Annotated in this window: 22 protein-coding genes and 4 tRNA genes; 15 read left to right on the top strand and 11 right to left on the bottom strand. The window is 49.0% G+C overall.

The window, feature by feature from the left end:
- Positions 1 to 51: 51 nt before the first annotated feature.
- Both A4G20_00270 and A4G20_00265 read left to right on the top strand, forming a co-directional pair.
- Positions 52 to 1,215, top strand: a complete 1,164-nt coding sequence (locus A4G20_00270) for a peptidase M20 (GenBank protein QIW14921.1) — start codon at positions 52 to 54, stop codon at positions 1,213 to 1,215.
- A 12-nt stretch (positions 1,216 to 1,227) separates the two neighbouring features.
- Positions 1,228 to 2,721 carry a p-aminobenzoyl-glutamate transporter gene (locus A4G20_00265; protein ID QIW14920.1) on the top strand — a complete coding sequence of 498 codons (1,494 nt, stop codon included), beginning with the start codon at positions 1,228 to 1,230 and terminating at the stop codon, positions 2,719 to 2,721.
- Positions 2,722 to 2,800: 79 nt separating this feature from the next.
- Here A4G20_00265 and A4G20_00260 read toward each other — a convergent pair whose 3' ends face one another.
- Both A4G20_00260 and A4G20_00255 read right to left on the bottom strand, forming a co-directional pair.
- The gene (locus A4G20_00260) at positions 2,801 to 3,337 is read right to left on the bottom strand and encodes a GNAT family acetyltransferase (GenBank protein ID QIW14919.1); all 537 of its coding nucleotides are present in this window, start codon (positions 3,335 to 3,337) and stop codon (positions 2,801 to 2,803) included.
- The gene (locus A4G20_00255) at positions 3,327 to 3,737 is read right to left on the bottom strand and encodes a hypothetical protein (GenBank protein ID QIW14918.1); all 411 of its coding nucleotides are present in this window, start codon (positions 3,735 to 3,737) and stop codon (positions 3,327 to 3,329) included. The genes A4G20_00260 and A4G20_00255 overlap by 11 nt, the downstream gene beginning before the upstream one ends.
- 102 nt (positions 3,738 to 3,839) lie before the next feature.
- Between A4G20_00255 and A4G20_00250 the strand changes: the two genes are divergently transcribed.
- From A4G20_00250 to A4G20_00220, 7 genes are all read left to right on the top strand, one after another.
- Positions 3,840 to 4,961 (top strand): A/G-specific adenine glycosylase, encoded by a 1,122-nt coding sequence (locus A4G20_00250; GenBank protein ID QIW14917.1) that lies wholly within the window; start codon positions 3,840 to 3,842, stop codon positions 4,959 to 4,961.
- Between the two features lie 4 nt (positions 4,962 to 4,965).
- Entirely contained in the window at positions 4,966 to 5,247 is a 282-nt protein-coding gene (locus A4G20_00245) for an oxidative damage protection protein (GenBank protein ID QIW14916.1), read from the top strand.
- Complete coding sequence (locus tag A4G20_00240) at positions 5,240 to 6,334, top strand: murein transglycosylase C (GenBank protein QIW14915.1); 1,095 nt, start codon at positions 5,240 to 5,242, stop codon at positions 6,332 to 6,334. The genes A4G20_00245 and A4G20_00240 overlap by 8 nt, the downstream gene beginning before the upstream one ends.
- A gap of 123 nt (positions 6,335 to 6,457) precedes the next feature.
- Positions 6,458 to 6,533: transfer RNA gene (locus A4G20_00235), tRNA-Phe, on the top strand.
- Positions 6,534 to 6,538: 5 nt separating this feature from the next.
- Positions 6,539 to 6,614: transfer RNA gene (locus A4G20_00230), tRNA-Asn, on the top strand.
- A 65-nt stretch (positions 6,615 to 6,679) separates the two neighbouring features.
- Positions 6,680 to 6,755, top strand: a tRNA-Phe gene (locus A4G20_00225).
- 18 nt (positions 6,756 to 6,773) lie between these two features.
- Positions 6,774 to 6,849, top strand: a tRNA-Asn gene (locus A4G20_00220).
- A 46-nt stretch (positions 6,850 to 6,895) separates the two neighbouring features.
- On the opposite strand, the gene A4G20_00215 is transcribed toward A4G20_00220, so the two are convergent.
- Complete coding sequence (locus A4G20_00215; protein QIW14914.1) at positions 6,896 to 7,558, bottom strand: hypothetical protein; 663 nt, start codon at positions 7,556 to 7,558, stop codon at positions 6,896 to 6,898.
- Positions 7,559 to 7,714: 156 nt separating this feature from the next.
- Between A4G20_00215 and A4G20_00210 the strand changes: the two genes are divergently transcribed.
- On the top strand, positions 7,715 to 8,083 hold the full coding sequence (locus A4G20_00210) for a TIGR00156 family protein (GenBank protein ID QIW14913.1): 369 nt from the start codon (positions 7,715 to 7,717) through the stop codon (positions 8,081 to 8,083).
- Positions 8,084 to 8,158: 75 nt separating this feature from the next.
- Here the strand turns inward: A4G20_00210 and A4G20_00205 are convergent, their stop codons facing one another.
- Positions 8,159 to 8,446, bottom strand: a complete 288-nt coding sequence (locus tag A4G20_00205) for a dithiol-disulfide isomerase (GenBank protein QIW14912.1) — start codon at positions 8,444 to 8,446, stop codon at positions 8,159 to 8,161.
- A gap of 56 nt (positions 8,447 to 8,502) precedes the next feature.
- Positions 8,503 to 9,777, bottom strand: a complete 1,275-nt coding sequence (locus A4G20_00200) for a threonine synthase (protein QIW14911.1) — start codon at positions 9,775 to 9,777, stop codon at positions 8,503 to 8,505.
- A 332-nt stretch (positions 9,778 to 10,109) separates the two neighbouring features.
- Here A4G20_00200 and A4G20_00195 point away from each other — a divergent pair, with 332 nt between their 5' ends.
- From A4G20_00195 to A4G20_00180, 4 genes are all read left to right on the top strand, one after another.
- On the top strand, positions 10,110 to 10,934 hold the full coding sequence (locus A4G20_00195) for a formate transporter FocA (GenBank protein ID QIW14910.1): 825 nt from the start codon (positions 10,110 to 10,112) through the stop codon (positions 10,932 to 10,934).
- A 162-nt stretch (positions 10,935 to 11,096) separates the two neighbouring features.
- Positions 11,097 to 13,421, top strand: coding sequence for a formate acetyltransferase (locus A4G20_00190; GenBank protein ID QIW14909.1), 2,325 nt, complete (start codon positions 11,097 to 11,099; stop codon positions 13,419 to 13,421).
- Between the two features lie 154 nt (positions 13,422 to 13,575).
- The gene (locus A4G20_00185; protein QIW14908.1) at positions 13,576 to 14,817 is read left to right on the top strand and encodes a beta-ketoacyl-ACP synthase II; all 1,242 of its coding nucleotides are present in this window, start codon (positions 13,576 to 13,578) and stop codon (positions 14,815 to 14,817) included.
- A 192-nt stretch (positions 14,818 to 15,009) separates the two neighbouring features.
- Positions 15,010 to 17,322 (top strand): ribonuclease R, encoded by a 2,313-nt coding sequence (locus tag A4G20_00180; protein QIW14907.1) that lies wholly within the window; start codon positions 15,010 to 15,012, stop codon positions 17,320 to 17,322.
- A 79-nt stretch (positions 17,323 to 17,401) separates the two neighbouring features.
- On the opposite strand, the gene A4G20_00175 is transcribed toward A4G20_00180, so the two are convergent.
- From A4G20_00175 to A4G20_00150, 6 genes are all read right to left on the bottom strand, one after another.
- A complete protein-coding gene (locus A4G20_00175; protein QIW14906.1) occupies positions 17,402 to 18,046 on the bottom strand; it encodes an adenylate kinase in 645 nt (214 codons plus the stop codon).
- A gap of 24 nt (positions 18,047 to 18,070) precedes the next feature.
- Positions 18,071 to 18,901: a cell division protein FtsN gene (locus A4G20_00170; protein QIW14905.1), complete on the bottom strand. Its 831-nt coding sequence runs from the start codon at positions 18,899 to 18,901 to the stop codon at positions 18,071 to 18,073.
- A gap of 142 nt (positions 18,902 to 19,043) precedes the next feature.
- The gene (locus tag A4G20_00165; protein ID QIW14904.1) at positions 19,044 to 20,684 is read right to left on the bottom strand and encodes a glucose-6-phosphate isomerase; all 1,641 of its coding nucleotides are present in this window, start codon (positions 20,682 to 20,684) and stop codon (positions 19,044 to 19,046) included.
- 18 nt (positions 20,685 to 20,702) lie between these two features.
- Positions 20,703 to 20,978 (bottom strand): hypothetical protein, encoded by a 276-nt coding sequence (locus A4G20_00160; protein QIW14903.1) that lies wholly within the window; start codon positions 20,976 to 20,978, stop codon positions 20,703 to 20,705.
- A gap of 102 nt (positions 20,979 to 21,080) precedes the next feature.
- Positions 21,081 to 22,598, bottom strand: coding sequence for a ribosome biogenesis GTPase Der (locus A4G20_00155; GenBank protein ID QIW14902.1), 1,518 nt, complete (start codon positions 22,596 to 22,598; stop codon positions 21,081 to 21,083).
- A 170-nt stretch (positions 22,599 to 22,768) separates the two neighbouring features.
- On the bottom strand, positions 22,769 to 23,317 hold the full coding sequence (locus A4G20_00150; protein QIW14901.1) for a CDP-diacylglycerol--glycerol-3-phosphate 3-phosphatidyltransferase: 549 nt from the start codon (positions 23,315 to 23,317) through the stop codon (positions 22,769 to 22,771).
- 155 nt (positions 23,318 to 23,472) lie between these two features.
- On the opposite strand from A4G20_00150, the gene A4G20_00145 reads away from it, so the two are divergent.
- Positions 23,473 to 26,082, top strand: a complete 2,610-nt coding sequence (locus tag A4G20_00145; GenBank protein ID QIW14900.1) for an aminopeptidase N — start codon at positions 23,473 to 23,475, stop codon at positions 26,080 to 26,082.
- Positions 26,083 to 26,230 lie beyond the last annotated feature (148 nt).

The following is a 26,230-nucleotide window of genomic DNA, read 5'->3' as shown; positions in this document are numbered from 1 at the left end:
CTTAACATTTCTGTAACTTACCCTTGTGTTAATTCGACATAAGGAGGTTATATGAGTGCAATTCTTTCTACCATGCAATCTTGGCTTGATGAAGCCAAGGCCATTCGCCATACCCTGCATAGCAGGCCTGAAACAGGTTTTACTGAAGTTGAAACCCAGAAACTGGTTATGCGCCTATTAAAGGAATATGGGGTAGATGAAATCAATAGAGATTTTGCGAAAACAGGCCTTGTGGCGGTTATTTATGGTAAGCAAGATGGGAAAGCGATTGGTTTGCGGGCAGATATGGATGCCTTGCCTATTCAAGAGGAAACTGAGCTGGAATATGCTTCTCGCACGGCGGGTAAAATGCATGCTTGCGGCCATGATGGGCATACTACTATGTTACTGATGGCAGCCAAATATCTATGCTTAAACCGAGATTTCCCAGGCAAGGCAGTGCTTTTTTTCCAGCCTGCGGAGGAGGGCTTGGGTGGGGCAAGGGCCATGATAGATGAAGGGGTGTTAGACAAATACCCTGTTTCAGCCATGTATGCCTTACATAATATGCCCAAGATGCCAGAAGCCAGTTTTGGTTTTAGGAAAGGAACCATTATGGCCAGCTCAGACCGCTTCTATATTACTATCAAGGGCAAGGGAGGGCATGCGGCCATTCCTCAAACCACCAAGGATCCCTTATTGGTTGCAAGCCTTATTTACCAAGGCATACAAGGCTTTGTGGCCCGCACCTTTAACCCGCTTGACCCTGTTGTGGTCTCCGTCACGCAAATGCAGTGTGGTGAAACCTCCAATGTGATTGCCAATGAAGCAAGCATGGTAGGGACTTTTAGAACCCATAGTGAACCCGTTAGACAGCAGGTTATCGCACAATTTGAGCAGCTTGTACCTCATCTTGCCCTTGCCTTTGGTATGGAGGCGGAGTTCAGATTAGGCAAAATTTCTCATCCTTGTACAGAAAATACGCCAAGTGAAACCCAGCAGGCTATTGATGCGGCCAAGGCCATTGTTGGCGAAAATCAAGTGCAAGAAAATGTTGAGCCACTTATGGCCAGTGAAGATTTCGCTTGTTTTCTCACCCAGGTGCCAGGCTGCTATGGTTTTATTGGCAATGGTGACAGTGAGGAGCTTCATAATAGTCGTTATAACTTTAACGATAATATTATTCCTTACGGGGCGGCCTATTTTGCACAAATTCTTTTTTCACAACATCAATGATAAGGAGTGACTATGCAAACACAACACACTCGCTCTTGGTCTGATAAAATAGAAGACTTTGGTAATAAAATTCCCCATCCCTTCTTCCTCTTTATTTTCCTTTGTTTGATGGTTGCTATTATTTCTGCAATCTTACATGGATTCGACAGCAGTGTTATTCATCCTGCAAACCAGAAAGAAATTGCCATTAAAAGCCTCTTAAGTTCGGAGGGCTTGGTTTATATATTAAAGTCCACCGTGGATAATTTTATTGGTTTTAAACCACTGGGGCTGGTGTTATGTATGATGATTGCCATCGGCTTTATGCAAGAAGTGGGGCTGGCCGGGGCGGCGATTAAGGCCATGCTCTTAAATGCACCGCCTAAATTGGTTACAGCCTCAATTTTCTTTGTGGGCATTGTTGGAAACCTAGCTTCAGATGCGGCTTTTATTTTGGTGCCGCCTCTCGCTGGCCTGATATTTCTTGCCACCAACCGCCATCCTGTTGTGGGGGTAGCGGCAGGTTTCGTGGCGGTTGCTGCGGGCTTTACTGCCAATATCTTTATAGCAGGTACAGATGTGCTTTTATCTGGCATTACCAATGAAGCCATTAAATCTGTGTCAGATCAGCAAATCTCGCCTGCCGCAAACTGGTATTTTATGCTGATTTCAGTGCCGTTTTTGGTGGTTATTTGTACCTTTATCACAGAAAAAATCATTGAACCTCGTTTTAAAAATAGGAAATATCATACAGGCAAGGTTTCAGAAGATTTAGATAAGGTCAGTCCCTTAGAATATAAGGCCTTGAAAGTGACAGGTATATTCGCACTTGTTTATATTGGGCTTTTAATCGCACTTATTTTCCCAGAAAGTTCTCCTTTACGTAATGAGAAGGGCGGCCTGGTTCCTTCCCCCTTCTTAAGTGGGATTATTCCTATCTTAATTAGCTTCTTTGTTTTATGTTCGATCATTTTTGGCTTTGTTGCAAAAAAGCTAGAACATATTGATGATATTCCAGCCTTTATGGCCAGATCCCTAAAAGGTGTTGGCAATTATATTGTTTTAGTTTTTGTGATTGCTCAATTTATTGCTTGGTTTAATTGGACTAACCTTTCCACCTATTTAGCGGTAAAAGGGGCAGGTTTCTTTTCCCACTTGGATTTACCGCCTGTTATGATGCTGGCCATCTTAATTTTATTGGCGGGTGCAATTAATATGGTTGTCTTTAGTGGTTCGGCCCAATGGGCCATGATGGCGCCCGTATTTATTCCGCTTTTTGTCCTTTTGGGCATTGAGCCTGAGGCAATTCAAATGGCCTATCGGATAGGGGATTCCACAACCAATGTGATTTCGCCAACAAACTCTTATATTCCCATGATATTGGCCATTATTGCCCAATATGATAACAAAATAAAATTTGGCACCTTTTTATCTATGATGTTGCCTTATGCCTTAATTTTACTCTTTAGCTGGGGAATATTTTTCTTGATTTATTATGCACTGGGTTTGCCAATTGGCCCGATGTAGTTTTCGGTAAAAAAGTAGAGTTGTTAGATTCTATTGTAGGGACGCATGCAATGCGTCCCTACCAACCACATTGAATGTCTTATTTAGAATTTGAATCCCTAGATAATTTCACCCAATACCGTTTTACCTCTTTCCCCTCATGTTCAATCACATTTTCTAGCACCCCTCCATTTTTCTCAATCACTCTGGCAGAAGCAGGGTTGTCTGCATTGCAGGTGATAAGAACCTCTCTAAGGCCCTGGTCTTGGGCCTGGGCTAAGACGGTTTTGAGCATGGCACTGGCGATGCCCTGGCCCCAGTAGTCGGGGTGGACGGAGTAGCCGATGTGGCCGCCACGCTTGCGGAGAAAATCATTGAGTTCGTGGCGGAAGTTGATCACCCCCACCATGCTGCCAGTTGGGGCTAGGGCAAAATAGGTGGCATCGGCGACTTTAGGAAAGCCCCAGGGGGTTGGGCTGCCAGCAGGCTCTTGGCTAAAGGCCAGCCAATCTTCAAAGCAGTCAAAATTGTTGAAAGACACGCCGTGGAGTTGCAGGCCGCGTTGGTTGTAAGCGGCCTGGTAGGCTTGGGCGGTTGGTTTGTGGACCAGTGTCGGCTTAACTAATTTAATCTCCATCTTTTTCCTCCATTTCATAGAATTCTAGGGGCAAATTATCAGGATCTCGGAAGAAAGTGAAACGTTTACCAGTCAGTTCATCCATCCGAATGGGTTCGCACTCTACTGCAAATTCTGCCAAATATTGCACCGCTTGTTGAATGTTTTTTACCCTAAAGGCCAAGTGGCGGAGCCCGCAGGCCTCGGGGCTGGTGGGGCGGGCCGGTGGGTTGGGGAAGCTAAAGAGCTCGATTTGTGAGCCGTCTGGAAAACGCAAGTCTAACTTGTAGCTCTGACGGGCCTCCCGGTAGGTCTCTTCAAGGATTTTAGCCCCTAGAACTTGGGTGTAGAAGGCCTTGGATTTTGCATAGTCCGAGGCGATGATGGCGATATGGTGAAAGCCTAAGATGGGGCTGGGCATAATGTCTCCTTACAAGCGGTGGAAAATGGGCAAATATTTGCAAAAAATACTTTAAATTTGCCCGCTTGTCAGGCACTATTTGCACTTTTCAGTGGGGAACCTATGGCGCAATCATCCTATCCTTTGGCTCAGTCCTCGGCTCAAGCCCCTTTTGCGGGGGCTGTTTTGGCCTGGTATGAAACCTATGGCCGCAAGCACCTGCCCTGGCAGCAGGGCAAGACCCTCTACCAGGTTTGGCTGTCGGAGGTTATGCTCCAGCAAACCCAGGTGGCTACGGTTATTCCCTATTTTGAGCGTTTTATCCAGCGTTTTCCCAGCATTTTAGACCTGGCCAATGCCCCGCTGGACAAGGTTCTCCACCTCTGGACAGGCCTGGGCTACTATGCCCGTGCCCGCAATTTGCACAAGGCTGCCCAGCAGATTCGGGATGAGTTTGGGGGTGAATTTCCGACCGATTTCGAGCAAGTCTTGGCTCTAACAGGTATCGGCAGAAGCACGGCAGGGGCCATTCTCTCCTCGGTGCTTAATGTCCCCCATCCTATCTTGGACGGTAATGTTAAACGGGTGCTGGCCCGCCATTTTGCGGTGGCCGGCTGGCCAGGCGAAAAGGCCGTTGAGGCAAAATTATGGGAACTTTCTGCCCTTGTTACTCCTCAAAGCCAGGTTGCGGATTTTAATCAGGCCATGATGGACTTGGGAGCCATGATCTGCACCCGCTCCAAGCCCAAATGTACCCTTTGCCCTTTGGAAAAATCCTGCCAGGCAAACCGCCTGGAGGCCTGGGCCGATTTTCCTGGCAAGAAGCCTAAAAAGGCCCTGCCAGAAAAAGTGGGTTATTTTTTGATTTTGAAGCGGGGCAGTCAGGTTCTGCTTAAACAGCGAGAGGAAAAGGGCCTGTGGGGCGGGCTCTTTGTTTTCCCACAATTTGAGAGTTTGGATCAGCTCAAGCGGGTGATTTCGGCCCATAATTTGCAAATATCGCAGCAGATGGTGGCATTTAGGCATACCTTCAGCCACTTTCATTTGGATATTTACCCTATTTTGGTGGAGCTGGATTTGCAAAAAAATCCACAAAATAGCCCGCTTGTGCTAGAGGAAAAAACCGCAATTTATCGTGCTTCACAGGCCGATTATTGGTATGATCTAGCCCATCCTAGCCAAATCGGGCTACCCCAGCCCATTAAAAGCATTTTAGATGAATTAACGCTAACCATGAAGGAATAGACCTATGGCAAGAACCGTATTTTGTGAATATTTAAAAGAAGAAGCAGAGGGCTTAGATTTTCAGCTCTACCCAGGCGATCTAGGCAAGCGAATTTTTGATTCCATCAGCAAGCAGGCCTGGTCTGAATGGATTAAAAAACAAACCATGCTGGTGAATGAGAAAAAATTAAATATGATGAACCCAGAGCACCGTCAGCTCCTAGAAACCGAGATGGTGAATTTCCTCTTTGAGGGCAAAGAAGTCAAAATTGAGGGCTATGTGCCAGTTGAGGGTAAAGATGCGTAGTTGGAAGAAGTTTGTTTCGGTTTGCCTTTTAGCCAGCTTCTTGGCTGCCTGTGGCGGTGATTCTAAACCAAGTCGCTCCACCAGTGTCAAGCGGCCAGACTACAGCAAGGACACCATGGGGCTGGACTTGCTGACGGGCCAATTTTCCCACAATATCGACCAGATTTGGGGGGTCAATGAGCTCTTGGTGGCCAGCCGTAAGGACTATGTTAAATATACCGACCAATTCTACACCCGTAGCCATATCAGCTTTGAAGATGGCAAGATCGAAATTGAAACCCTGGGCGACCGAAACCACCTGCGTAATGCCATTATTCACACGCTTTTAATGGGCTCGGATCCATCAGGTATCGACCTTTTTGCCTCAGGCGATACGCCGATTAGCAATCAGCCCTTCTTGAGGGGACAAGTGGTGGATCAGTATGGGCGTTCGATTACTAATATTGCCTTAGCCAACGATTTTGCCACCTATCTTTTGCAAAACAAGCTCAAAAATCGCCGTTTAAAAAACGGACGTACCGTCAGCTATGTTGAGATCGGCATGGTGGCCAACCACGTTGATGTGCGGGCCAGACGCTATATGCCTTATATTCGTCACGCTGCCCGCCAATATGGGATTGAGGAAGGCCTAATTCTGGCCATTATGGAAATTGAGTCCAGCTTCAACCCTTATGCGGTTAGCCATGCTAACGCCATTGGTCTTATGCAGGTTGTTCCACGCACCGCAGGGCGGGATATTTTTGAACGTAAGGGCTTTGGCGGCCAGCCATCTCGTGATTACCTCTACGATCCTAAGCAGAATATTGATGCGGGCACCATGTATCTGGCTATTTTGAAGAATGAATATTTGGCCGGCATTGGCAACCCAACATCCATGCGTTATGCCATGATTTCTTCCTATAATGGCGGGGCAGGGGCCGCCATGCGGGTCTTTGACAGAGATAAGTATGCGGCCATCAACCGTGTCAATAATCTCTCACCAGATGCCATTTATCGGATTTTAACCACGGCCCACCCAGCGGCTGAATCTCGTAACTACTTGGTTAAGGTGGAGCGAGCCTATAAGAAATACCGTGGCACACGCTAGGGTGTTGTTTTTTAAGGCGAATTGTATTTAAAGCAAGCAGTTAAGCGTTTTTTTCAGAATTTCTCAAAAAAACGTTTGACGAGGGGCGGAAAAAACGGTTTAATACGCCCCGCAACAGACGTTGCCTCGATAGCTCAGTCGGTAGAGCAGGGGATTGAAAATCCCCGTGTCGGTGGTTCGATTCCGCCTCGAGGCACCATCTATTCCTCCTTAGTTCAGTCGGTAGAACGGTGGACTGTTAATCCATATGTCGCAGGTTCGAGTCCCGCAGGAGGAGCCATATTCCAAGACGCTGATTTTATATCAGCGTTTTATTTTAAATCATTGCTCTAACGAGCATGAGTTGCCTCGATAGCTCAGTCGGTAGAGCAGGGGATTGAAAATCCCCGTGTCGGTGGTTCGATTCCGCCTCGAGGCACCACTTTTAACAAATAATTATTCCTCCTTAGTTCAGTCGGTAGAACGGTGGACTGTTAATCCATATGTCGCAGGTTCGAGTCCCGCAGGAGGAGCCATCTAAAGAAAAACGCTAGTAGTTGCCTACTAGCGTTTTTCTTATCCCTATTTTTTCTTCTTAGACAAGCGATCCCACAAATCACCCTTGCCCAAATACTGGGCTTCATCAAATTCAAAGACAGGCAGGCCCAATTTAAAGCGAATGGCCAAGAGGCGCAGCGAAAAGCCCAGCACCAGGGTCAAAATCACCACAATATTTTGGCTTAGCCCTAGCTCCTGCAAGCCCACATAAATGCAGCTAGACATAAAGGACACACTGGCATAGAGTTCTTTTTGGAAAACCAAAGGAATACGGTTACAAAGCATATCCCGCAAGACCCCGCCAAAGGCGCCCGTAATCACGGCGGCAATAGAGGCGATAACCAAGCCATAACCCATATCAAGTGCCACCTGCGCCCCGATAATGGAAAAGACAATCAGGCCTAGGGCGTCCAAGACCAAGAAGATGGTGCGGAAGTAGCCCAGGAAGGGGGCGATAAACATGGTGAAAATGGCTGCCCCTGCCACAATCAAAAAATATTCAGGATGGGCAACCCAGCCCAACGGATAATGGCCCAGCAGCACATCCCGCACCGAGCCTCCGCCGATGGCTGTGACCGAGGCGATGATAATCACCCCAAACATATCCATTTTTTCCCGCCCAGCAGCCAGGGCACCGGTGATGGCTTCGGCTGTGATCCCAATAATATAAAGAATAAGTAGTAACATAGGTTTCCTTAAAGCATTGTTGGCAGGATTTTAGCAAGAAAATGGAAACTTTTTATCTTTTTTCGCCAAGATTAAGAAATCTTTAAGATTTATTTGATTAAATACCCCATCGAAAGCCAAGAGGCTTTTATCAACCTATTATAACAAGGAGTATTTATGAAAAAATTATTAGCCCTTTCAACCCTCTTTATGGCCACTTCTGCTTTAGCCGCAGGCGGCTTCCAAGGTAACAATGCCCAAGCAGGCGGTTTTAACAACACTAACGTCGGCCAGGTTATGACCATCGCCCAGGCCAAAGAAGCCAAAGATAACAGCATCGTGACGCTCGAAGGTAATATCGTTAAACAAATCGACAAGGATGAATTCATCTTCCGTGACGCTTCAGGCGAAATTAAAATTGAAGTAGAAGACGAAGCCTGGAACGGCCAAAACATCACCCCAAGCGATAAGATCCGCATTGAAGGGAAATTAGACAAGGAATGGAACCACACGGATTTAGATGTTTTCCGTATTCAGAAGCTCTAAGTTTGAGTGTTAGCCTAGGATGAAAATCCTAGGCTTTTCTTTTGCAAGATTTAGTCCCTTTCTAGCCGCTTGCACTTAGAGGCTGGCTTTGAGCAAGCCAATTTGCACCCCTAAATTCCCCATGCCTACCGGATCTAAATAATCCGCCATCAGTTTAAAGAGTTCGTTGGATTGCTCCAAGGTGATTTCTTGTTCCACCCTTTCTTCGGTTTTGCGTAGGAAATGGTAAACCAAGTCCTTGCCCTTTGGCTCTGCGCTCAAGGTCACGCTGGTGGTTTCAAACAAGTGGCTGTGGGCGCCCTCTTCGCCTGGGTCGCTTACACGGATTTGCCAGCTGTTTTCATATAAGTTTGTGCTTGTCATGGTTTCCTCTTATTTTAGGTTAAAAAAATGGCCGCCCCCAAGGGCAGCCAATCTGGTTATTTTAATAAATAGGCTCGAAGTGCCGAGAAATCTGCATCCATTTCATCAGATAAGAGCGGCAGCTTATTGTGCTTGTCTAGGGCTTCTGGCAGAGGCAGTTCAAGATTTAAAATACGCTCCACCGACTCCTTAAACTTGGCTGGGTGAGCTGTGCAAAGGAAGATCCCTGTTTCATCAGCTTGAAGCTGGTCTTTCAGGGCCTGGTAGGCAATGGCGCCGTGCGGTTCGCAGAGGTAGCCTGCTTCATGTTGAGCTTGAAGGGCGGCTTCAGTTTCGCTGTCGTTTAAGGCTGCAGAGCCCAGTTCGTTCAAGCTCCAGCCATTGCGTTTGAAGAGTTCCTCCACCCGTGGCCAGTTGTTTGGACGGCTTACGTCCATGGCGTTAGACAGGGTAGCCACGGTGGCATTTGGCTGCCATTGGCCTGATTTGAGGTAGCGTGGCACGGTATCGTTGGCATTGGTTGAAGCGATAAAGCGCTTGATTGGCAGGCCCAAGCTCTTAGCAATCAGGCCAGCAGTCAGGTTGCCGAAGTTACCGCTTGGCACAGACACCACCACCTTGTCCCGCTTGGCTTTTGGCAGTTGAGCCACGGCTTCAAAGTAGTAGCAGATTTGAGCCAAGAGGCGGCTGATGTTGATGGAGTTGGCCGAGTTTAGGCCGATGGCTTGGCGCAGCTCGGCATCATCAAAGGCTTGTTTAACCAAGGCCTGACAGGCATCGAAGTCACCATTGATGGCCACTGTGCGAATATTGCCACCCAGGGTGCAGAAGAGTTTTTCTTGCAGTGGGCTGATCTTGCCTTTTGGATATAAAATCACCACGTTGATGTTTTCTAAACCATAGAAGGCATGGGCCACGGCAGCACCTGTGTCGCCTGAAGTGGCGGTTAAAATGGTAATTTTTCCTTTACCTCTCACAGCGGCTAGGGCTTGGGCCATAAAGCGGCCGCCGAAGTCCTTAAAGGCCAGGGTTGGGCCGTGGAAGAGTTCCAGGGCATAAATATCGTCAGTGACCTGAGCCAGTGGCGCAGGGAAAGTAAAGGCGTTTTGAACCATGGTATTGAGGGTGGCGGCTGGGATTTCCTCACCAATGAGAGCCGCAAGGATTTTCTGGCTACGTTCAACCAAAGGCAGGCCTAAGAGTTCTTCAATGTTGTCTAATTGCGGGATGGTTTCAGGAAAGAAAAGCCCCTGATCCTTGCCCAGGCCCTGGCGTACCGCCTGAGCAAAATTCACCACTTCTTCAGGGTGTTTGATGTTGTATAAGTTCATTTGCAAATCCTTGGTAAAATTTTTTGAGATGATCTGACGAATTCTAGCGGGTTATGTGGCTTAGTCAATCCCCAAGGCCAACAAGCGGGTGAATTTACTGAATTTTTTGCAGAAAATATCATGGTTGGGCAAGCTTACCAACCACCTTTCTTGTTACAAATTTGTAAGCTAAATTTTACCAAAAGGTACGATTAAATTTTGTGCTTGTTAAAGGTTTGATGTAAATCAAGATAGCCCCCCCATTTTGGTAAAATTTCCTTTCATCACCCCCTCCAAGCGGTCTATAATTCAACAAAATTTATAAATCTTAAAAAATTAGTTGAAGAATGACCATGTTTTCTCCAGCAGAAATGGCAAAGATTGCCGAAGACGGTGCCGTCTATAAGGCCACCAAAAATCAATTCTACTCTTTTGTTTCCGCCATCACGGCGGGAGCCTACATTTCTATCGCCTTTGTGTTTTACGCTACCACCCAGGTCGGGGCGGGCGAATTACCTTGGGGTGTGGCCAAGCTGATTGGCGGCTTAGTTTTCTCCTTGGGTATTATTATGTGCGTGGTTTTAGGCGCAGAACTTTTTACTTCATCAACCTTAACCGTGATTGCCAAAGCCTCTGGTCACCTAAGCTGGCACCAGGTGCTTAAAAACTGGTTGGTGGTTTATGGGGGTAACCTGATTGGCGCCCTCTTTATTGTGGGCTTGGTCTGGTTTGGCGGCGAAATTATGGCCGCCAAGGGCCAATGGGGCTTGGTGATTTTAAACACTGCCCAACATAAGATCCATCACAGTTGGAGTGAGGCCTTTAGCCTAGGCATTTTCTGTAATATCATGGTTTGTATTGCGGTTTGGATGGCCTATGCTGGCAAGAGCTTGACCGACAAGGCCTTTATTATGATCCTGCCTATTTCCATGTTCGTGGCCTCGGGCTTTGAGCACTGTGTGGCCAATATGTTTATGGTGCCGATGGGAATTGTTATCCACAGCTTTGCCAGCCCAGAATTTTGGACAAGCATTAATATTGACCCGAACCAATTTGCCGATTTAACGGTCTCACATTTTGTGACCAAAAATTTAATTCCAGCCACTCTAGGGAATATTGTGGGTGGTGCAGTCTTTATCGGCTTGGTGCAGTGGTTTTTGCATTTGAGAAAGCATTAAGTAATGATGGCGCCAGCGTCCACGCTGGTGCCTTGGTTCAAAATAGCACCAGCGTGGACGCTGGCGCTATCGATGAGTTTAGGTAAGCGGTTCAAATTTGCAGATTTTTTACAAATTTGCCCCGCTTGTAAGCAGTTTTAAATCAACTTTAGAGGACAAAAAATGGCTCAATTAACTGAAGCGCAACAAAAAGCCTGGGCTGGTTTTGCCGAAGGCGACTGGCAAAACGAAGTCAATGTGCGTGACTTTATCCAAAAAAACTACACCCCGTATGAAGGTGATGAATCCTTCCTTGCAGAAGTAACAGAGGCGACCACCACCCTTTGGACAGATGTGATGGAAAAAATCAAAGTGGAAAACAAAACCCACGAACCCTATGATATTGATACGGACACCCCATCCACCATCACTTCCCACGCCCCTGGCTACATCAACAAAGACCTTGAAAAAATCGTCGGTCTTCAAACAGATGCCCCATTAAAACGTGCCATCATGCCTTATGGCGGGATCAATATGGTTAAGGGTTCTTGCAAGGTTTATCGCCGTGAGCTCAAACCTGAAGTTGAGCATATCTTCACAGAATACCGAAAAACCCACAACCAAGGTGTGTTTGATGTGTACACCCCAGACATCCTCCGCTGCCGTAAATCTGGCGTTATCACTGGCTTGCCAGATGCTTATGGCCGTGGCCGTATCATCGGTGACTACCGCCGTATGGCCCTTTACGGTGCAGACTTCTTGATGAAGGATAAGGTTAAACAATTTAACTCTCTTCAAGAAAAATTAGAAAGTGGCGTGGACATTCAAGCCACTATTCAGCTGCGTGAAGAAATTGCTGAACAGCACCGTGCCCTTGGCAAAATGAAAGAAATGGCAGCTTCTTACGGCTACGACATTTCAGGCCCTGCTACCAACGCTCAAGAAGCGGTGCAATGGACTTACTTTGCTTACCTCGCAGCGGTGAAATCCCAAAACGGTGCAGCGATGTCTTTCGGCCGTGTTTCTACCTTCTTAGACATTTACATTGAGCGTGACCTCCAAGCGGGTAAAATCACTGAACAAGAAGCCCAAGAGCTTATCGACCACTTGGTGATGAAACTCCGTATGGTGCGTTTCTTGCGTACACCTGAGTACGATCAACTCTTCTCTGGCGACCCAATGTGGGCAACGGAAACCCTAGCGGGTATGGGTATGGACGGCCGCACACTTGTGACCAAAAACAGCTTCCGTATTCTCCACACCCTTTACACCATGGGCCCATCACCAGAGCCGAACTTAACCATTCTTTGGTCTGAAAGTTTGCCAGATGGCTTTAAACGCTATGCGGCTAAAGTGTCTATCGATACTTCATCGGTACAGTATGAAAATGACGATTTAATGCGTCCAGACTTCCAAAACGATGACTATGCCATTGCTTGCTGCGTATCGCCAATGATCGTGGGTAAAATGATGCAGTTCTTCGGTGCCCGTGCAAACTTAGCCAAAACCCTCCTATACGCAATCAACGGCGGTGTGGATGAGAAATCAGGCGACCAAGTTGGCCCAAGAACTGCCCCAATCACAGACGAAGTTCTCAACTACGATGTAGTGATGGAACGCCTAGACGGCTTTATGGACTGGTTGGCCAAACAATATGTCACAGCCCTTAACATCATCCACTTTATGCACGACAAATATGCCTATGAAGCGGCACTCATGGCCTTGCATGACCGTGATGTCTTCCGCACCATGGCTTGTGGTATTGCTGGTCTTTCCGTGGCAGCCGACTCACTCTCTGCGATTAAATATGCTAAGGTAAAACCAATCCGTGGCGATATTGAAATCAAAAACAAAGCGGGCGAAGTGACAGGCGTGGCGAAAAACGTGGCGATTGACTTTGAAATCGAAGGCGAATACCCACAATTCGGTAACAACGACAACCGTGTAGACGACATCGCCTGCGACTTGGTTGAACGCTTTATGAAGAAAATCCAAAAATTGGGTACTTACCGTAACGCCACCCCAACCCAGTCTGTTCTCACCATCACCTCTAACGTGGTTTATGGTAAGAAAACCGGTAACACCCCAGATGGTCGTCGTGCTGGTGCCCCATTCGGCCCAGGTGCAAACCCAATGCACGGCCGTGACCAAAAAGGTGCGGTAGCCTCCTTGACCTCTGTGGCTAAACTGCCGTTTGCCTACGCTAAAGATGGTATTTCTTACACCTTCTCAATCGTACCAAACGCCCTAGGTAAGGATTACGAAGCCCAAAAACGTAACCTTGCAGGCCTTATGGACGGTTACTTCCACCACGAAGCCGAAGTGGAAGGCGGCCAACACCTCAACGTAAATGTCATGAACCGTGAAATGTTGTTAGACGCCATGGAAAACCCTGAAAAATACCCGCAATTAACCATTCGTGTATCAGGTTATGCTGTGCGTTTTAACTCTTTAACTAAGGAACAACAACAAGACGTGATTACGCGTACCTTTACACAAAATATGTAATTTGGCCTAAAGGGTTAAATTAAATATCGAAGGCTGGCCTCAATTTATTGGGGCCAGTTTTTTATTGCTAGTAAATAGCCAATAAAATAAGGAGATTATCTTCAAGAACCTTTGCTATAATCTGCCTGATTATTTTTTACAAAGTAGGCTAGAAATGAAAAGAGTTGTAATTACAGGCATTGGGGGCATTACCGCCTTTGGGCGTTCTTGGGCAGAGATTAAGGCGGCCTTTGAGCAGAAGCAAAATGCAGTGCAGGCCCTTGAGGTGGATGAAAAATATGTGGACTTGGAAGCCCGTCTGGGGGCCATGATCCGTGATTACACACCACCTAGCCATTGGAACCGTAAGCAACTGCGTTCTATGGGGCGGGTGTCCCAATTCTGTGTTGATGCGGCTGAACAGGCTTTGACCCAGGCAGGTCTTATGCAGGAGGGGCAGATTTTGCCCGAACTTAAGGATGGACGAATGGGGGTGGCCAGCGGCTCTAGCACCGGCAGCACTCGTGATGTGCGTGATGTCAGTATGCTGCTGGAAACTGGCAAATCCACCACCTTCAACGCCAACACCTATGTGCGAATGATGCCCCATACCACTGCTGCCAATGTAGGGATTTTCTTTGGCCTGACTGGGCGGATTATCCCGACCTCCAGTGCCTGTTCATCAGGCAGTCAGGGCATTGGCTATGCCTATGAGGCCATTAAATACGGTATGCAGAAAATGATGCTGGCCGGCGGTGGTGAAGAATTTTGCCTGTCGGAGGTTTATGTCTTTGACTCGCTTTATGCAGCCAGCCGCAAGAACGACAGCCCTCAAGCCACCCCTCGCCCTTATGACAGGGATCGGGACGGGCTTGTGATTGGCGAAGGGGCAGGCATGTTTGTGCTTGAAGAACTAGAACACGCCCTAGCCCGTGGTGCCAACATTATTGCTGAAATTGTAGGCTACGGGGCCAATAGCGACGGTAGCCATGTTACCCGCCCGCAAAAGGACACTATGCAACGTTGTATGGAACTGGCCATTCAAGATGCGGGCATTAAGCCTTCCCAAATCGGCTATGTCAATGGTCACGGCACGGCAACAGAGCAGGGCGATATTGCCGAAACGCTGGCAACCGAAGCCGTCTTTGGGCAGGTTCCCCTTAGTTCGCAAAAATCCTACCTAGGGCATACTTTGGGGGCTTGTGGCGCCTTGGAATCCTGGTTCTCCATTGAAATGATGCGAGACGGCTGGTTCGCCCCAACCCTCAATTTGGATCATATTGATGAACGCTGCGGCAAGTTAGATTACATTCAAGGAGACGGCAAATTTATTCAAACCGATTATGTGATGAATAATAACTTTGCCTTTGGTGGGGTTAATACTTCCTTGATTTTTAAGCGTTTTAGCAGCGAATAAAAAGTACCTTATGCCTATTCCTAAACATTCTAGGCAAAAACTGTACAAATTGACAACACCCCGTCTAAGGCGTATCCTTAGCTATCACGATTTTTTTACAAACTGCAAGCGGTTCCAAATCTCACAAAATTTGCAAAAACAGCCGAGATTTGGCCCGCTTGTTTTATTTATATCCCTATGAAGAGAAAACAGATGATACTTGATCCAAACTATCAACAAGAAGCAGAAAAATACGAGAACCCCGTGCCCAGCCGGGATTTTATCCTACAAACCATTCGGGACTTTGACGCCCCTATGAGCCGGGAGGCCCTGCTGGAAACCTTCCATATTTTCGATGAAGAGCGTGCTGAGGCCATTCGCCGCCGCTTAAGAGCCATGGAAAACGATGGCCAGTTGGTCTTTACCAAGGGCAAGAAGTACGCCCTGCCTGAAAAGATGGACCTGCTCAAGGGCACGGTCTTAGGCCACCGAGATGGCTACGGCTTTTTGCAGGTGGAGGGCGATAACGACTGGTTTATCCCCAACAATCAGATGGCCCGGGTGATGCACGGCGATTTTGTCCTGGCCCAGCCCAATGGCACAGACCGTCGTGGCCGCAAGGAAGTGCGGATTGTGCGGGTGCTAGAGGCCCGTAAAAAGCAGGTAGTTGGCCGTTTCTTCCTGGAGTCGGGCATTGGCTTTGTGGTGCCGGACGACAGCCGTTTGACCCAGGATATTCTCATCCCAGACGATCAGCGTTTGGGGGCCAGAATGGGACAGGTAGTCGTGGTCGAATTGCAACCCCGCAAGGCCTCTTTTAACCGCCCGGTGGGCCATATCACCGAAATTCTGGGCGACAACCTGGCCCCAGGTATGGAAATTGAAATCGCCCTGCGTAACCACGATATTCCCCACGTTTGGCCAGAAGGCGTGGAAAAGCAGATCCGCCAATTTAGCGAAGAAGTGCCTGAAGAGGCCAAGCAAGGGCGGGTGGATCTGCGTCAACTTCCCCTGGTCACCATTGACGGCGAATCGGCCCGGGACTTTGACGATGCCGTTTTCTGCCAAAAAGAGGGCGAGGGCTGGCGGCTCTGGGTGGCCATTGCGGATGTGAGCTATTATGTCCGCCCTAAAACGGCTCTGGATTTGGAAGCCCAAGCCCGGGGCAACTCGGTCTATTTCCCTAATCGGGTCATTCCTATGTTGCCTGAAATCCTCTCCAACGGCCTCTGCTCCCTTAATCCACAGGTAGACAGGCTCTGTTTGGTGGCGGAAATGACCGTTTCTAAGGCCGGCAAATTAACCAGCCACAAGTTTTATGAGGCTGTGATGAACTCCCATGCCCGCCTGACCTACACCAAGGTTTGGAAGATCTTGCAGGGCGATGCTGAGCTGCGGGAACGTTATTTCTACCTGGTGCCACACCTGGAAGAGCTGAACGCCATGTACCAAACCCTGGTTGCCGAACGGCAAAAACGGGGGGCCATTGAGTTTGAAACGGTGGAAAACCAGTTTATTTTCAATCCAGAAGGTCGGATTGAGCGGATAGAACCCCTTATTCGCAACGATGCCCATAAGATCATCGAAGAATGTATGATCTTGGCCAACATCGCCTCCGCTCGTTTTGTAGAAGAAGCCAACGAACCTGCCCTCTTCCGTATTCACGCCGAGCCAAGTGAGGAAAAGCTAACCAGCTTCCGCACCTTCCTCAAAGAATGTGGCCTCTTCTTAGACGGTGGCCTTAAGCCAGAGCCCAAAGACTACGCCAAGCTCTTGGAAAAGGTGCAGGAACGGCCCGATCGGGAGCTGATTCAAACCATGTTGCTCCGCTCGCTGCGTCAAGCGGTCTATTCGCCTGACAACGTGGGCCATTTCGGCCTGGCTTTGACCCAATATGCCCACTTTACCTCGCCTATTCGGCGGTACCCAGACCTCCTGCTCCACCGGGCCATTAAGTATCTGATCGAGAAGCAAAAGGGAGCGAAACGCCACTATACCGATGGCGGCGGCTACCACTACCAGCTAGACGATATGGATCAATTCGGCGACAAGTGCTCTGCCACCGAACGCCGGGCCGATGAAGCCACCCGTGATGTGGCCGACTGGCTCAAGTGTGAGTATATGCAGGATCATCTGGGGGAAACCTTTGAGGGCGTGATTTCTAGTGTCACGGGCTTTGGGCTTTTTGTGAAACTCAATGAACTCCTGATTGACGGCCTGGTGCATATTTCTACCCTAGACAACGACTACTATCATTTCGACAACGACCGCCAACGCTTGGTGGGCGGTTCAGGCATCATTTACCGCCTGGGCGACCCGGTCAAGGTTAAGGTGATTAATGTCAATCTGGATGATAAGAAGATCGATTTCGCCCTGATTACCAGCCTGCGTAAGCCAAGAGGCGAGGGCAAAACGGCCAAGAAGAAGGCTAAAGTGTCCGCTGAAAAGCCGGTCTTTAAGGAAGCCAAAACCATCAAACCTAAGAAGAAAAAAGCCAAAGCGACCAAGGCTAAAAAGGCCAAATAGGCCTGTCGGCTAACCAAAGACAAGCGGGGCGATTTGCAAGATTTTTTGCAAATCGCCCCGCTTGTTTAAAGGGCTAAGCCTAACCTAAGATTCGGTTGAGTTCTGCACTCACGGCCTCAACAGGTTGAGTGCCATCTAAACGGTGGTAAACCGTTTGGCCCGCTTCTGCTTGGGCAGTATAGTAGGCAATTAAAGGCTTGGTTTGTTTGTGGTAGATGGCGAGGCGGTCAAGCACGGTTTCTGGCTTGTCGTCTGGGCGGATGATGAGGTCTTCGCCGGTTACATCATCCTTGCCTTCCACTTTTGGTGGGTTGTAAACCACATGGTAGGTACGGCCTGATGGCTGGTGGACACGGCGGCCGCTCATGCGTTCTACAATCACTTCATCAGCTACATCAAACTCAAGCACGAAGTCGATTTTAACACCCGCTTCTTTCAGGGCATCAGCCTGGGGAATGGTGCGTGGGAAGCCGTCTAGCAAGAAGCCCTTGGCACAGTCTGGCTGGGCGATGCGGTCTTTTACCAGGGCCACAGTCAGTTCATCTGGCACCAGTTTGCCTTCGTCCATGAGGGCCTTGGCTTGTTTGCCCAGCTCGGTGCCTTCTTTGATGGCAGCACGGAACATATCGCCAGTTGAAATTTGTGGAATACCGAATTTATTCATCATAAATTGGGCTTGGGTTCCTTTGCCTGCGCCTGGTGCGCCTAATAAAATAATTTTCATAATAACCTCTTAATCAATTTAAAATTACATTCCTACAATCACACAATCGGCCACGCTGCGGGCATTGGTCTGCGCTCTTGATGCCGCGGCACGGTCGCCCACGGGGCCAACCACCACACGGTTCCAATCGGCACTGGAGTTGATGCGGGCATTGAAGCCTGACATGGCCAAGCGAGCCTGCATATTTTCAGCCTGGGCCTTGTTTTTAAAGGCGCCGCATTGGAGGCCAAATTGGCCGACCTGCTTAGGTGCTTCTTGAGGATTGCCAGCCTTGGCCACGATTTTGGTTTTGGCCTTTTCCTCTTCTTTTTTCTTGGCTGCCGCCAGCTCTTGCTGCTTCTTACGCTCTTGCTCCTTACGGCGTTTTTCCTCTGCCAAACGTTTCTCTTCTTCCCTGGCCTTTTGCTGGGCTAGCTCTTGTTCTGCCGACTGGTTAATCGCCGGGCTTGAGCTATCTGTGGCACTTCCCTCGGTTTTAGGCGGCGTTTGGTTATTGATTGCTGCTTGTTCGGCCAAGCGTTTTTCCTCTAAGGCCTTGCGTTCACGCAGAAGTTTCTCCTGTTTCTCATTGAGTTTTGCCTGTTGGGCCAGGTGTTTTTCATCTTGGCCGACAGGAATTTCCCGGGTTTCCAGGTCTCGAATGTAGCTGTAAACCTCCTCTGGGCGGCTTGGCAGGCTACTTTTCGGGGCTTGTACCGCATTGGTCGGTGTAGGAATCACAGGGGCGGGCGCCTTTTCTTTTAAGAAATAAAGGCCTGCCGCACTTAAGCCAATGAAGAGCAGAATTAAACTTAAAATGAGGTAGGTGCTTTTCCCCTTGCGTTTACGGGACTTAGCATAATCTCGAGTTGGCACAGAAAATCCTTATAAATTCGTCAAAATAGAACAAATATTAATAGAAAAAGAGCAATTTGGCTAGGAATTTAGGATAAAGCTTAAACAAGCGGTAAAAATTTTGCAGTTTTTTGCAAATTTTCTACCGCTTGCAGGCCCTTGCCTAACGCCAGGCCTTAAACTGGTTGATTAAACCATTGGTTGAGCTGTCGTGGCTGCTAATCACTTCTTCATTTTCCAATTCTGGCAAAATGCGGTTGGCCAGTTGTTTGCCCAGCTCCACGCCCCATTGGTCAAAGCTGTAGATGTTGAAGATCACGCCTTGGACAAAGATCTTATGCTCATACATGGCAATCAAGGCACCCAAGGTAAACGGGGTGATTTTTTGTACCAGGATAGAGTTGGTCGGTTTGTTGCCGGTAAAGACCTTGAAAGGCACGATATTTGCAACTTCTTCCAAACTTTTACCCGCTTGTAGGAACTCTTGTTCAACCGTTTCCTTAGATTTACCAAAGGCCAGGGCCTCGGTTTGGGCGAAGAAGTTGGACAGTAGCTTACTGTGGTGATCACCAATCGGGTTATGGCTTTGGGCAGGCGCAATAAAATCGCACGGGATCAATTTGGTGCCCTGGTGAATAAGCTGGTAGAAGGCGTGCTGGCCGTTGGTGCCTGGTTCGCCCCAGATAATCGGGCCTGTTTGGTGGCTGACTGGCTTGCCGTCACGGCCCACATACTTGCCGTTGGACTCCATATTGCCCTGTTGGAAGTAGGCGGCAAAGCGGTGGAGGTATTGGTCGTAAGGGAGGATGGCCTCGCTTTCTGCCCCTAGGAAGTTGTTGTTCCAAATGCCGATAAGGGCCAGGGTGGTTGGGATATTTTCTTCCACAGGGGCATTGAGGAAGTGCTTATCCATGGCGTGGGCACCTGCAAGCAGTTGCTCAAAATTCTCAAAGCCTAGAGAAAGGGCAATGGACAAACCAATGGCTGACCAGAGGGAATAACGGCCGCCCACCCAGTCCCAAAATTCAAACATATTGGCCGTATCAATGCCGAACTTGGCTACTTCTTTGGCATTGGTGGAAAGGGCCACAAAGTGCTTGGCCACGGCTGATTCATCCTGAGCAGCTGCTAACAACCAGTCACGGGCAGAAAGAGCATTGGTCATGGTTTCTTGGGTGGTAAAGGTTTTAGAAGCCACCAAGACCAAGGTAGTTTCTGGGTTGCATTTTTTCAGGGTTTCCGCAATATGGGTGCCGTCCACATTAGACACAAAGTGCATATTCAGATGGTTCTTATAAGGGCGCAGGGCCTCAGTCACCATATAAGGGCCCAGGTCTGAACCGCCAATGCCGATGTTAATCACATCCGTAATAGCCTTGCCGGTGTAGCCCTTCCAGTCGCCTGAAATCACCCGCTCACTAAAGGCCTTCATCTTGGCCAGCACAGCATTAACTTCTGGCATCACATCCTTGCCGTCCACCTCAATCGGGGAGTTAGCACAGTTACGCAGGGCAACGTGCAAAACAGCACGGTTTTCGGTACGGTTGATTTTTTGGCCGCTAAACATGGCCTGCTTGGCAGCGTCTAAACCGCACTCCTTGGCTAAGTTGCGCAAAAGTTCCAAGGTTTGGGCGGTGATATTGTTTTTGGAATAATCAACCAAGATTTGGTTTTCAAAGCCCAGGGAATAATGCTCAAAACGCTTGGGTTCTTGGGCAAAAAGTTGGCTGATGCTTGGAATATTGGCCTTGTGTTGGCTGAGGGCCTGCCAGGCAGGGGTTTGGGTTGGGTTGATTGATTGCATACGAGTTTCCTCAAAAAGTTAATTTGAATTGGGTTGGCTTTGGCTGTTTTCAGCCTTTTGTGCCAGAAGCTCATCGACCCGTTTTTCCAGCTCCACTAATTTTTCACGGGTGCGGAGCAGAACTTGGGACTGCACGTCAAATTCCTCACGGGTGACGATGTCTAGCTTGGCCAGTTGGGCTTGGAGGACTTGCTTGAATTTTTCTTCTAAATCGCTGCCCACATCTTTTAGGCCTTGTGGCAGGGCATTGTGGAGTTGTTGGGCGATGGCTTCGAGGTTTTTTGGTGGGAACATGGTTTCTCCTAAACATGATGGCGCAAGCGTCCTCGCTTGTGCCGATAAGCTATTGGACAGGCACCAGCCTGGAGGCTGGCGCCATCGCTAAATATATAAGGACTATTTTCTATTTTTCTTAATAAACTTCATCAAACGCTTGCGTTTACGCAGCTGAGTTGGGGTCAGCAGGTTGCGTTTGCCGGCAAATGGGTTGTTACCCTCTTGGAAAAGCACCCGAATTGGCGAGCCGATGATCTTCAAGGTCTTGCGATAGTAGTTAGACAAATAACGCTTGTAGGAATCTGGCAGGCGATCCATCTGGTTGCCGTGGATTACAATAATCGGCGGGTTGTAGCCACCTGGGTGAGCGTATTTGAGCTTGACTCGGCGACCATTGACCAAAGGCGGCTGGTGCTCATCCGTGGCCATTTGCAGGATACGGGTCAGCATAGAAGTTGAAGTTTTCTTGGTAGCACAGGCATAGGCCTCTTGGATAGAACCAAAGAGGTTGCCCACCCCGCTGCCGTGCAGGGCAGAGATAAAATGCACTCGGGCGAAGTCGATAAAGTCTAAACGACGATCCAGTTCAGACTTGATGTTGTCTTTCACATCCTGCGACAGGCCGTCCCACTTATTGACCACAATCACCAAAGACTTACCGGCATTGAGGATAAAGCCCAAAAGCGATAAATCCTGATCAGACACGCCTTCTCGAGCATCAATGGTCAGCAAGACCACATTCGAGTCCTGAATGGCCTGAAGGGTCTTGATCACAGAGAATTTCTCCACCGCCAAATGCACCTTGCCCCGCTTACGCACGCCGGCAGTGTCAATCAGGGTATATTCCTGGCCGTCCCGCTCCATAGGGATGTAGATACTGTCCCGGGTTGTGCCCGGCATATCATAAACCACCACCCGATCCTCGCCTAAAATGCGGTTGGTCAGGGTGGATTTGCCCACATTCGGTCGGCCGACAATGGCGATTTTGATATTGCGGCTGTCCTGCTCTTCGGCTTCTTCTTCCAGGGCCTCATCTAAAAGGGCGGTATCTTCTTCATTGTTGAAGTCAAAGTCGCTGTCCCATTCGTCCTGCTCTTCATCATTTGCAAGATCTTGGGCATTTTCATCCGCTTGGGCCTCGAGTTTTTCGGCGAGTGGGGCAAGCACTTGTTCGATAAGTTGAGTTACACCCCGGCCTTGGGCGGCAGCGATTTGTTCCACCTCGCCTAGGCCTAATTGGTAGAACTCAGCACAGTGGGCATCGGCATCAATGCCGTCAGTTTTATTGGCCACGACAACGGTGGTTTTTTCCCGCTGGCGGAGGTATTGGGCAATGCCGAGATCCGCTGGCACCAGGCCTGCACGGGCATCCACCAAAAAGAGCACCACATCGGCTTCTTCAATGGCTAGGAGCGATTGCTCGGCCATTTTTTCTTCCACGCCTTCTTCTGTGCCATCGATCCCGCCAGTATCAATCACGATAAAATCGTGGCCGGCAATATTGGCCTGGCCGTATTTGCGGTCACGGGTTAGGCCCGGGAAGTCTGCGACTAAAGCATCACGGGTGCGGGTCAGGCGGTTAAAGAGGGTTGATTTGCCCACATTAGGACGGCCCACTAGGGCAACAACAGGGGTCATAAGTTATCCTTTCTAAATGATGGCGCAAGCGTCCACGCTTGTGCCTTATATATCAATAGGTTTCAGCACCAGCCTGGAGGCTGGCGCTATCAAATGGCTTCATCTTTAAAAACTATGCAATTATATCAGAAAAAACAAAATCCCTCTCCATTTCTGAAAAGGGATTGGCCTTAGGGCTTCAACAAACTCGGTTTTGAGGCCTTGAGGTACTGCCACATGGACCAAATGGTCAAAATGGCGGCAACATAAAGCAGGATAAAGGCCAGGATTTCCATGGTTTCGTTGAGCCGCCAGAGTAGGCCGCCTAGGGCCAGCATTTGGGCGGTGGTTTTGATTTTGCCCATTTTAGACACAGCCACGTTGGCCCGTTCGCCGATTTCGGCCATCCATTCCCGAAGGGCGGAGATGATGATTTCACGGGAAATCATAATGCCTGCGGGAATGGTTATCCACCAAAGATGATAGTATTCGACCACCGAAACCAAGGCCACCGCCACCAAAACCTTGTCTGCCACGGGGTCTAAAAACGCACCCAGGCGGGTGGTTTGGTTCCACTTGCGGGCCAGATAGCCGTCAAACCAGTCTGTCATGCAGGCGATAAAGAAAATCAGGGTGGAGACCTCAGGGGCGTAGGCAGGCGGGAGGTAAAAGGCCGCAATAAAAAGCGGGATCAGGATAACCCGAAAGAGGGTGAGATAGGTCGGAAAATTAAGCTTCATCTTGGTAGGCAAACGTTTGGTCTAAATTAGGGCTTATTTTAGTAGATGATAGGCCTTGTGCAAAGCTAAAAAGCGAAACAAGCGGTCGAATTTCTAGAAAAATTTGCAAATTCGGATTACACTAGCAGCCAGACAAACGCCTAAAAGGAACTTGTATGCAACCAAAAGCCAAATACCGTAAAGATTATCGCAGCCCTGATTTTACCATCACCGATATTTATCTGGACTTCCAGCTTGACCCTGCCCAAACCCTGGTTACCTCCCGCCTCCTCGTCGAACGAAAAAACGAGACGGCCAGCCAACTGCGTTTGGACGGGCATAGCTTTGAATTTTTAGGCATCAAGCTCAATGGCCAGCCCTTTTCGGCCTATGTGCAGGATAAGGAAAGCCTGACCCTGGATTTGAGCGGCCAACAAGCGGGCCAATTTGAGCTAGAAATTGCAACCCGTCTCCAGCCTAATCAAAACACCTCTCTACAAGGCCTCTACCAATCGGGCGAGGGGCTTTGTACCCAGTGCGAGGCCGAGGGCTTCCGCCAGATCACCTATATGCTAGACCGGCCTGATGTGCTTGCAAAATATACGACTAAAATCACCGCTTGCAAGGCCAAGTATCCCTTCCTCCTGTCCAACGGTAATCGTATTGCCCAGGGGGATTTAGAGGACGGCCGCCACTGGGTGGAATGGCAAGATCCTTTCTTAAAACCAAGTTATTTGTTCGCCTTGGTGGCTGGGGATTTTGATCTGCTAGAGGACAAGTTTATCACCATGAGTGGGCGGGAAGTAGCCCTGGAAATCTATGTCGATCGAGGCAATTTAGAGCGGGCCACCTGGGCCATGGAAAGCCTCAAGCGTTCTATGAAGTGGGATGAAGATCGCTTCGGCCTGGAATATGATTTAGATATTTACATGATCGTGGCTGTGGACTTCTTTAATATGGGCGCCATGGAGAATAAGGGGCTGAACGTGTTTAACTCCAAGTTCGTCCTGGCCCACCCGCTAACGGCCACCGATGAAGACTACATGAACGTGGAAAGCGTGATTGCCCACGAATACTTCCACAACTGGACGGGCAACCGCATTACCTGCCGGGATTGGTTCCAGCTCAGCCTCAAGGAGGGCTTGACCGTTTTCCGTGATCAGGAATTTACCTCCGATCTCTGGTCTCGCTCGGCCAAGCGGATTGATGATGTCCGCTTCCTGCGTAGCCTGCAATTTGCCGAAGATGCCAGCCCAATGGCCCACCCTATCCGCCCGGAAAAAGTGATCGAAATGAACAACTTTTATACGGTCACGGTTTACGAAAAGGGGGCTGAAGTTATCCGCATGATCCACACCCTCTTAGGCGAAGAGGGCTTCCAAAAGGGCATGAAGCTCTATGTGGAACGCCACGATGGATCGGCTGCCACCTGCGATCAGTTTGTCGATGCCATGCAGGATGCCACGGGCGTGGACTTGACCCAGTTCCGTCGCTGGTACAGCCAATCAGGCACGCCTGAACTGACCATCAGCGATGAGTATGATGAAAAACGCCAGACCTACCGCTTGCACGTTTCCCAGCACACGCCACCAACGGCCGATCAGCTGGACAAGGTCAATCTACATATCCCACTCAAGGTGGCCCTTTACAGCCAAAGTGGCCAGAAGCTCAAACTGCAACACGAGCTTTTAACCGTCAGCGATGTCTTAGATGTGATCCATGAACACCAAACCTTTGAGTTCCACAATGTGTCTGTGCAGCCTGTGCCGGCTCTCTTGTGCGACTTCTCCGCCCCGGTGCGTTTGGACTACAACTACAGCACCGAGCAGCTGCTCACTCTACTCAAATTCGCTGACAATGATTTTGTCCGCTGGGACGCAGCCCAAACCCTCTTTAACAATGAGCTGCGGGAAAACCTCTCCCGCCACCAACAGGGTTTGCCAATGGCCTTCTCCTCTGCCTTAAGCGAGGCCCTGACCTTTGTCTTGGAAGATCAGGCCCGTGATCCTGAGCTAACCGCTCTCACCCTCACCCTGCCAAAAGAGACCGAATTTGCCGAGCTATTTAAGGTGATCGACCCTGCTGGCATTGCCGCCGTGCGGGACTTTATGCAAAGAGCCATTGCTGAAGAACTCAAAGACCGCCTGGAGCTGGTTTATCACAAAAACAAGACAGGCGACTATCAGGTTGAGGCCAGCGAAATGGCCAAACGGGCCTTACGCAATGTCTGCTTAAGCTACCTGGCCTTTACCGATATTGGCAACCTCATGGTGCATAAGCACTACAACCAGGCCGATAATATGACCGACACCCTGGCTGCCCTGTCTGCGGCCACCAAGGCACAACTGCATTGCCGTGATCAGCTTCTCAAGGACTTTGAGAATAAGTGGCACCAAGATGGCCTGGTTATGGACAAGTGGTTTATGCTCCAGGCCACCCGCCCAGATGAAAATGTGCTAGACCTAGTGCAAAGCCTGCTGGATCACCCAAGTTTCAACTTCAAGAACCCAAATCGGGTGCGTTCCTTGATTGGCGCCTTTGCCCAACATAACCCTAAGGCCTTCCACAATATTGATGGCTCGGGCTACCGCTTCTTGGTGGACATGCTCCTTCAACTCAACGACAGCAACCCGCAAGTCGCTGCTCGCATGATTGAACCCTTGATTAAGCTCTCCCGCTACGATGCCCAACGCCAAACCCTGATGAAACGGGGCTTGGAACGGCTAAAAGACAAGGAAAATCTGGCCCGCGATTTATTTGAGAAGATTGAAAAGGCCTTGGTATAGAAACAACAAAGTCCATCGTTTGATGGACTTTTTATATCAACATGTAGCGTGGGCTTTAGCCCACGAACTTGGATCTCCGATAGCGCCAGCCTCCAGGCTGGTGCTGCTTTTATCCAGATCTTTTCAAGTAAACCTCGGCACCAGCGAG

This window comes from Pasteurellaceae bacterium RH1A (assembly GCA_012221805.1).
Classification (GTDB): Bacteria; Pseudomonadota; Gammaproteobacteria; order Enterobacterales; family Pasteurellaceae; genus RH1A.
This window is presented reverse-complemented; position numbering and strand designations above follow the sequence as displayed.

Excerpts from the sequence above, each read along its gene's own strand:
- A4G20_00145 (QIW14900.1), top strand. The coding sequence starts at position 23,473 with ATGCAACCAAAAGCCAAATACCGTAAAGATTATCGCAGCCCTGATTTT.
- A4G20_00165 (QIW14904.1), bottom strand. The coding sequence starts at position 20,684 with ATGCAATCAATCAACCCAACCCAAACCCCTGCCTGGCAGGCCCTCAGC.
- A4G20_00210 (QIW14913.1), top strand. The coding sequence starts at position 7,715 with ATGAAAAAATTATTAGCCCTTTCAACCCTCTTTATGGCCACTTCTGCT.
- A4G20_00195 (QIW14910.1), top strand. The coding sequence starts at position 10,110 with ATGTTTTCTCCAGCAGAAATGGCAAAGATTGCCGAAGACGGTGCCGTC.
- A4G20_00250 (QIW14917.1), top strand. The coding sequence starts at position 3,840 with ATGGCGCAATCATCCTATCCTTTGGCTCAGTCCTCGGCTCAAGCCCCT.
- A4G20_00205 (QIW14912.1), bottom strand. The coding sequence starts at position 8,446 with ATGACAAGCACAAACTTATATGAAAACAGCTGGCAAATCCGTGTAAGC.
- A4G20_00185 (QIW14908.1), top strand. The coding sequence starts at position 13,576 with ATGAAAAGAGTTGTAATTACAGGCATTGGGGGCATTACCGCCTTTGGG.
- A4G20_00215 (QIW14914.1), bottom strand. The coding sequence starts at position 7,558 with ATGTTACTACTTATTCTTTATATTATTGGGATCACAGCCGAAGCCATC.
- A4G20_00260 (QIW14919.1), bottom strand. The coding sequence starts at position 3,337 with ATGGAGATTAAATTAGTTAAGCCGACACTGGTCCACAAACCAACCGCC.
- A4G20_00175 (QIW14906.1), bottom strand. The coding sequence starts at position 18,046 with ATGAAAATTATTTTATTAGGCGCACCAGGCGCAGGCAAAGGAACCCAA.
- A4G20_00240 (QIW14915.1), top strand. The coding sequence starts at position 5,240 with ATGCGTAGTTGGAAGAAGTTTGTTTCGGTTTGCCTTTTAGCCAGCTTC.
- A4G20_00270 (QIW14921.1), top strand. The coding sequence starts at position 52 with ATGAGTGCAATTCTTTCTACCATGCAATCTTGGCTTGATGAAGCCAAG.
- A4G20_00160 (QIW14903.1), bottom strand. The coding sequence starts at position 20,978 with ATGTTCCCACCAAAAAACCTCGAAGCCATCGCCCAACAACTCCACAAT.
- A4G20_00255 (QIW14918.1), bottom strand. The coding sequence starts at position 3,737 with ATGCCCAGCCCCATCTTAGGCTTTCACCATATCGCCATCATCGCCTCG.
- A4G20_00245 (QIW14916.1), top strand. The coding sequence starts at position 4,966 with ATGGCAAGAACCGTATTTTGTGAATATTTAAAAGAAGAAGCAGAGGGC.
- A4G20_00180 (QIW14907.1), top strand. The coding sequence starts at position 15,010 with ATGATACTTGATCCAAACTATCAACAAGAAGCAGAAAAATACGAGAAC.
- A4G20_00190 (QIW14909.1), top strand. The coding sequence starts at position 11,097 with ATGGCTCAATTAACTGAAGCGCAACAAAAAGCCTGGGCTGGTTTTGCC.
- A4G20_00265 (QIW14920.1), top strand. The coding sequence starts at position 1,228 with ATGCAAACACAACACACTCGCTCTTGGTCTGATAAAATAGAAGACTTT.
- A4G20_00200 (QIW14911.1), bottom strand. The coding sequence starts at position 9,777 with ATGAACTTATACAACATCAAACACCCTGAAGAAGTGGTGAATTTTGCT.
- A4G20_00155 (QIW14902.1), bottom strand. The coding sequence starts at position 22,598 with ATGACCCCTGTTGTTGCCCTAGTGGGCCGTCCTAATGTGGGCAAATCA.
- A4G20_00150 (QIW14901.1), bottom strand. The coding sequence starts at position 23,317 with ATGAAGCTTAATTTTCCGACCTATCTCACCCTCTTTCGGGTTATCCTG.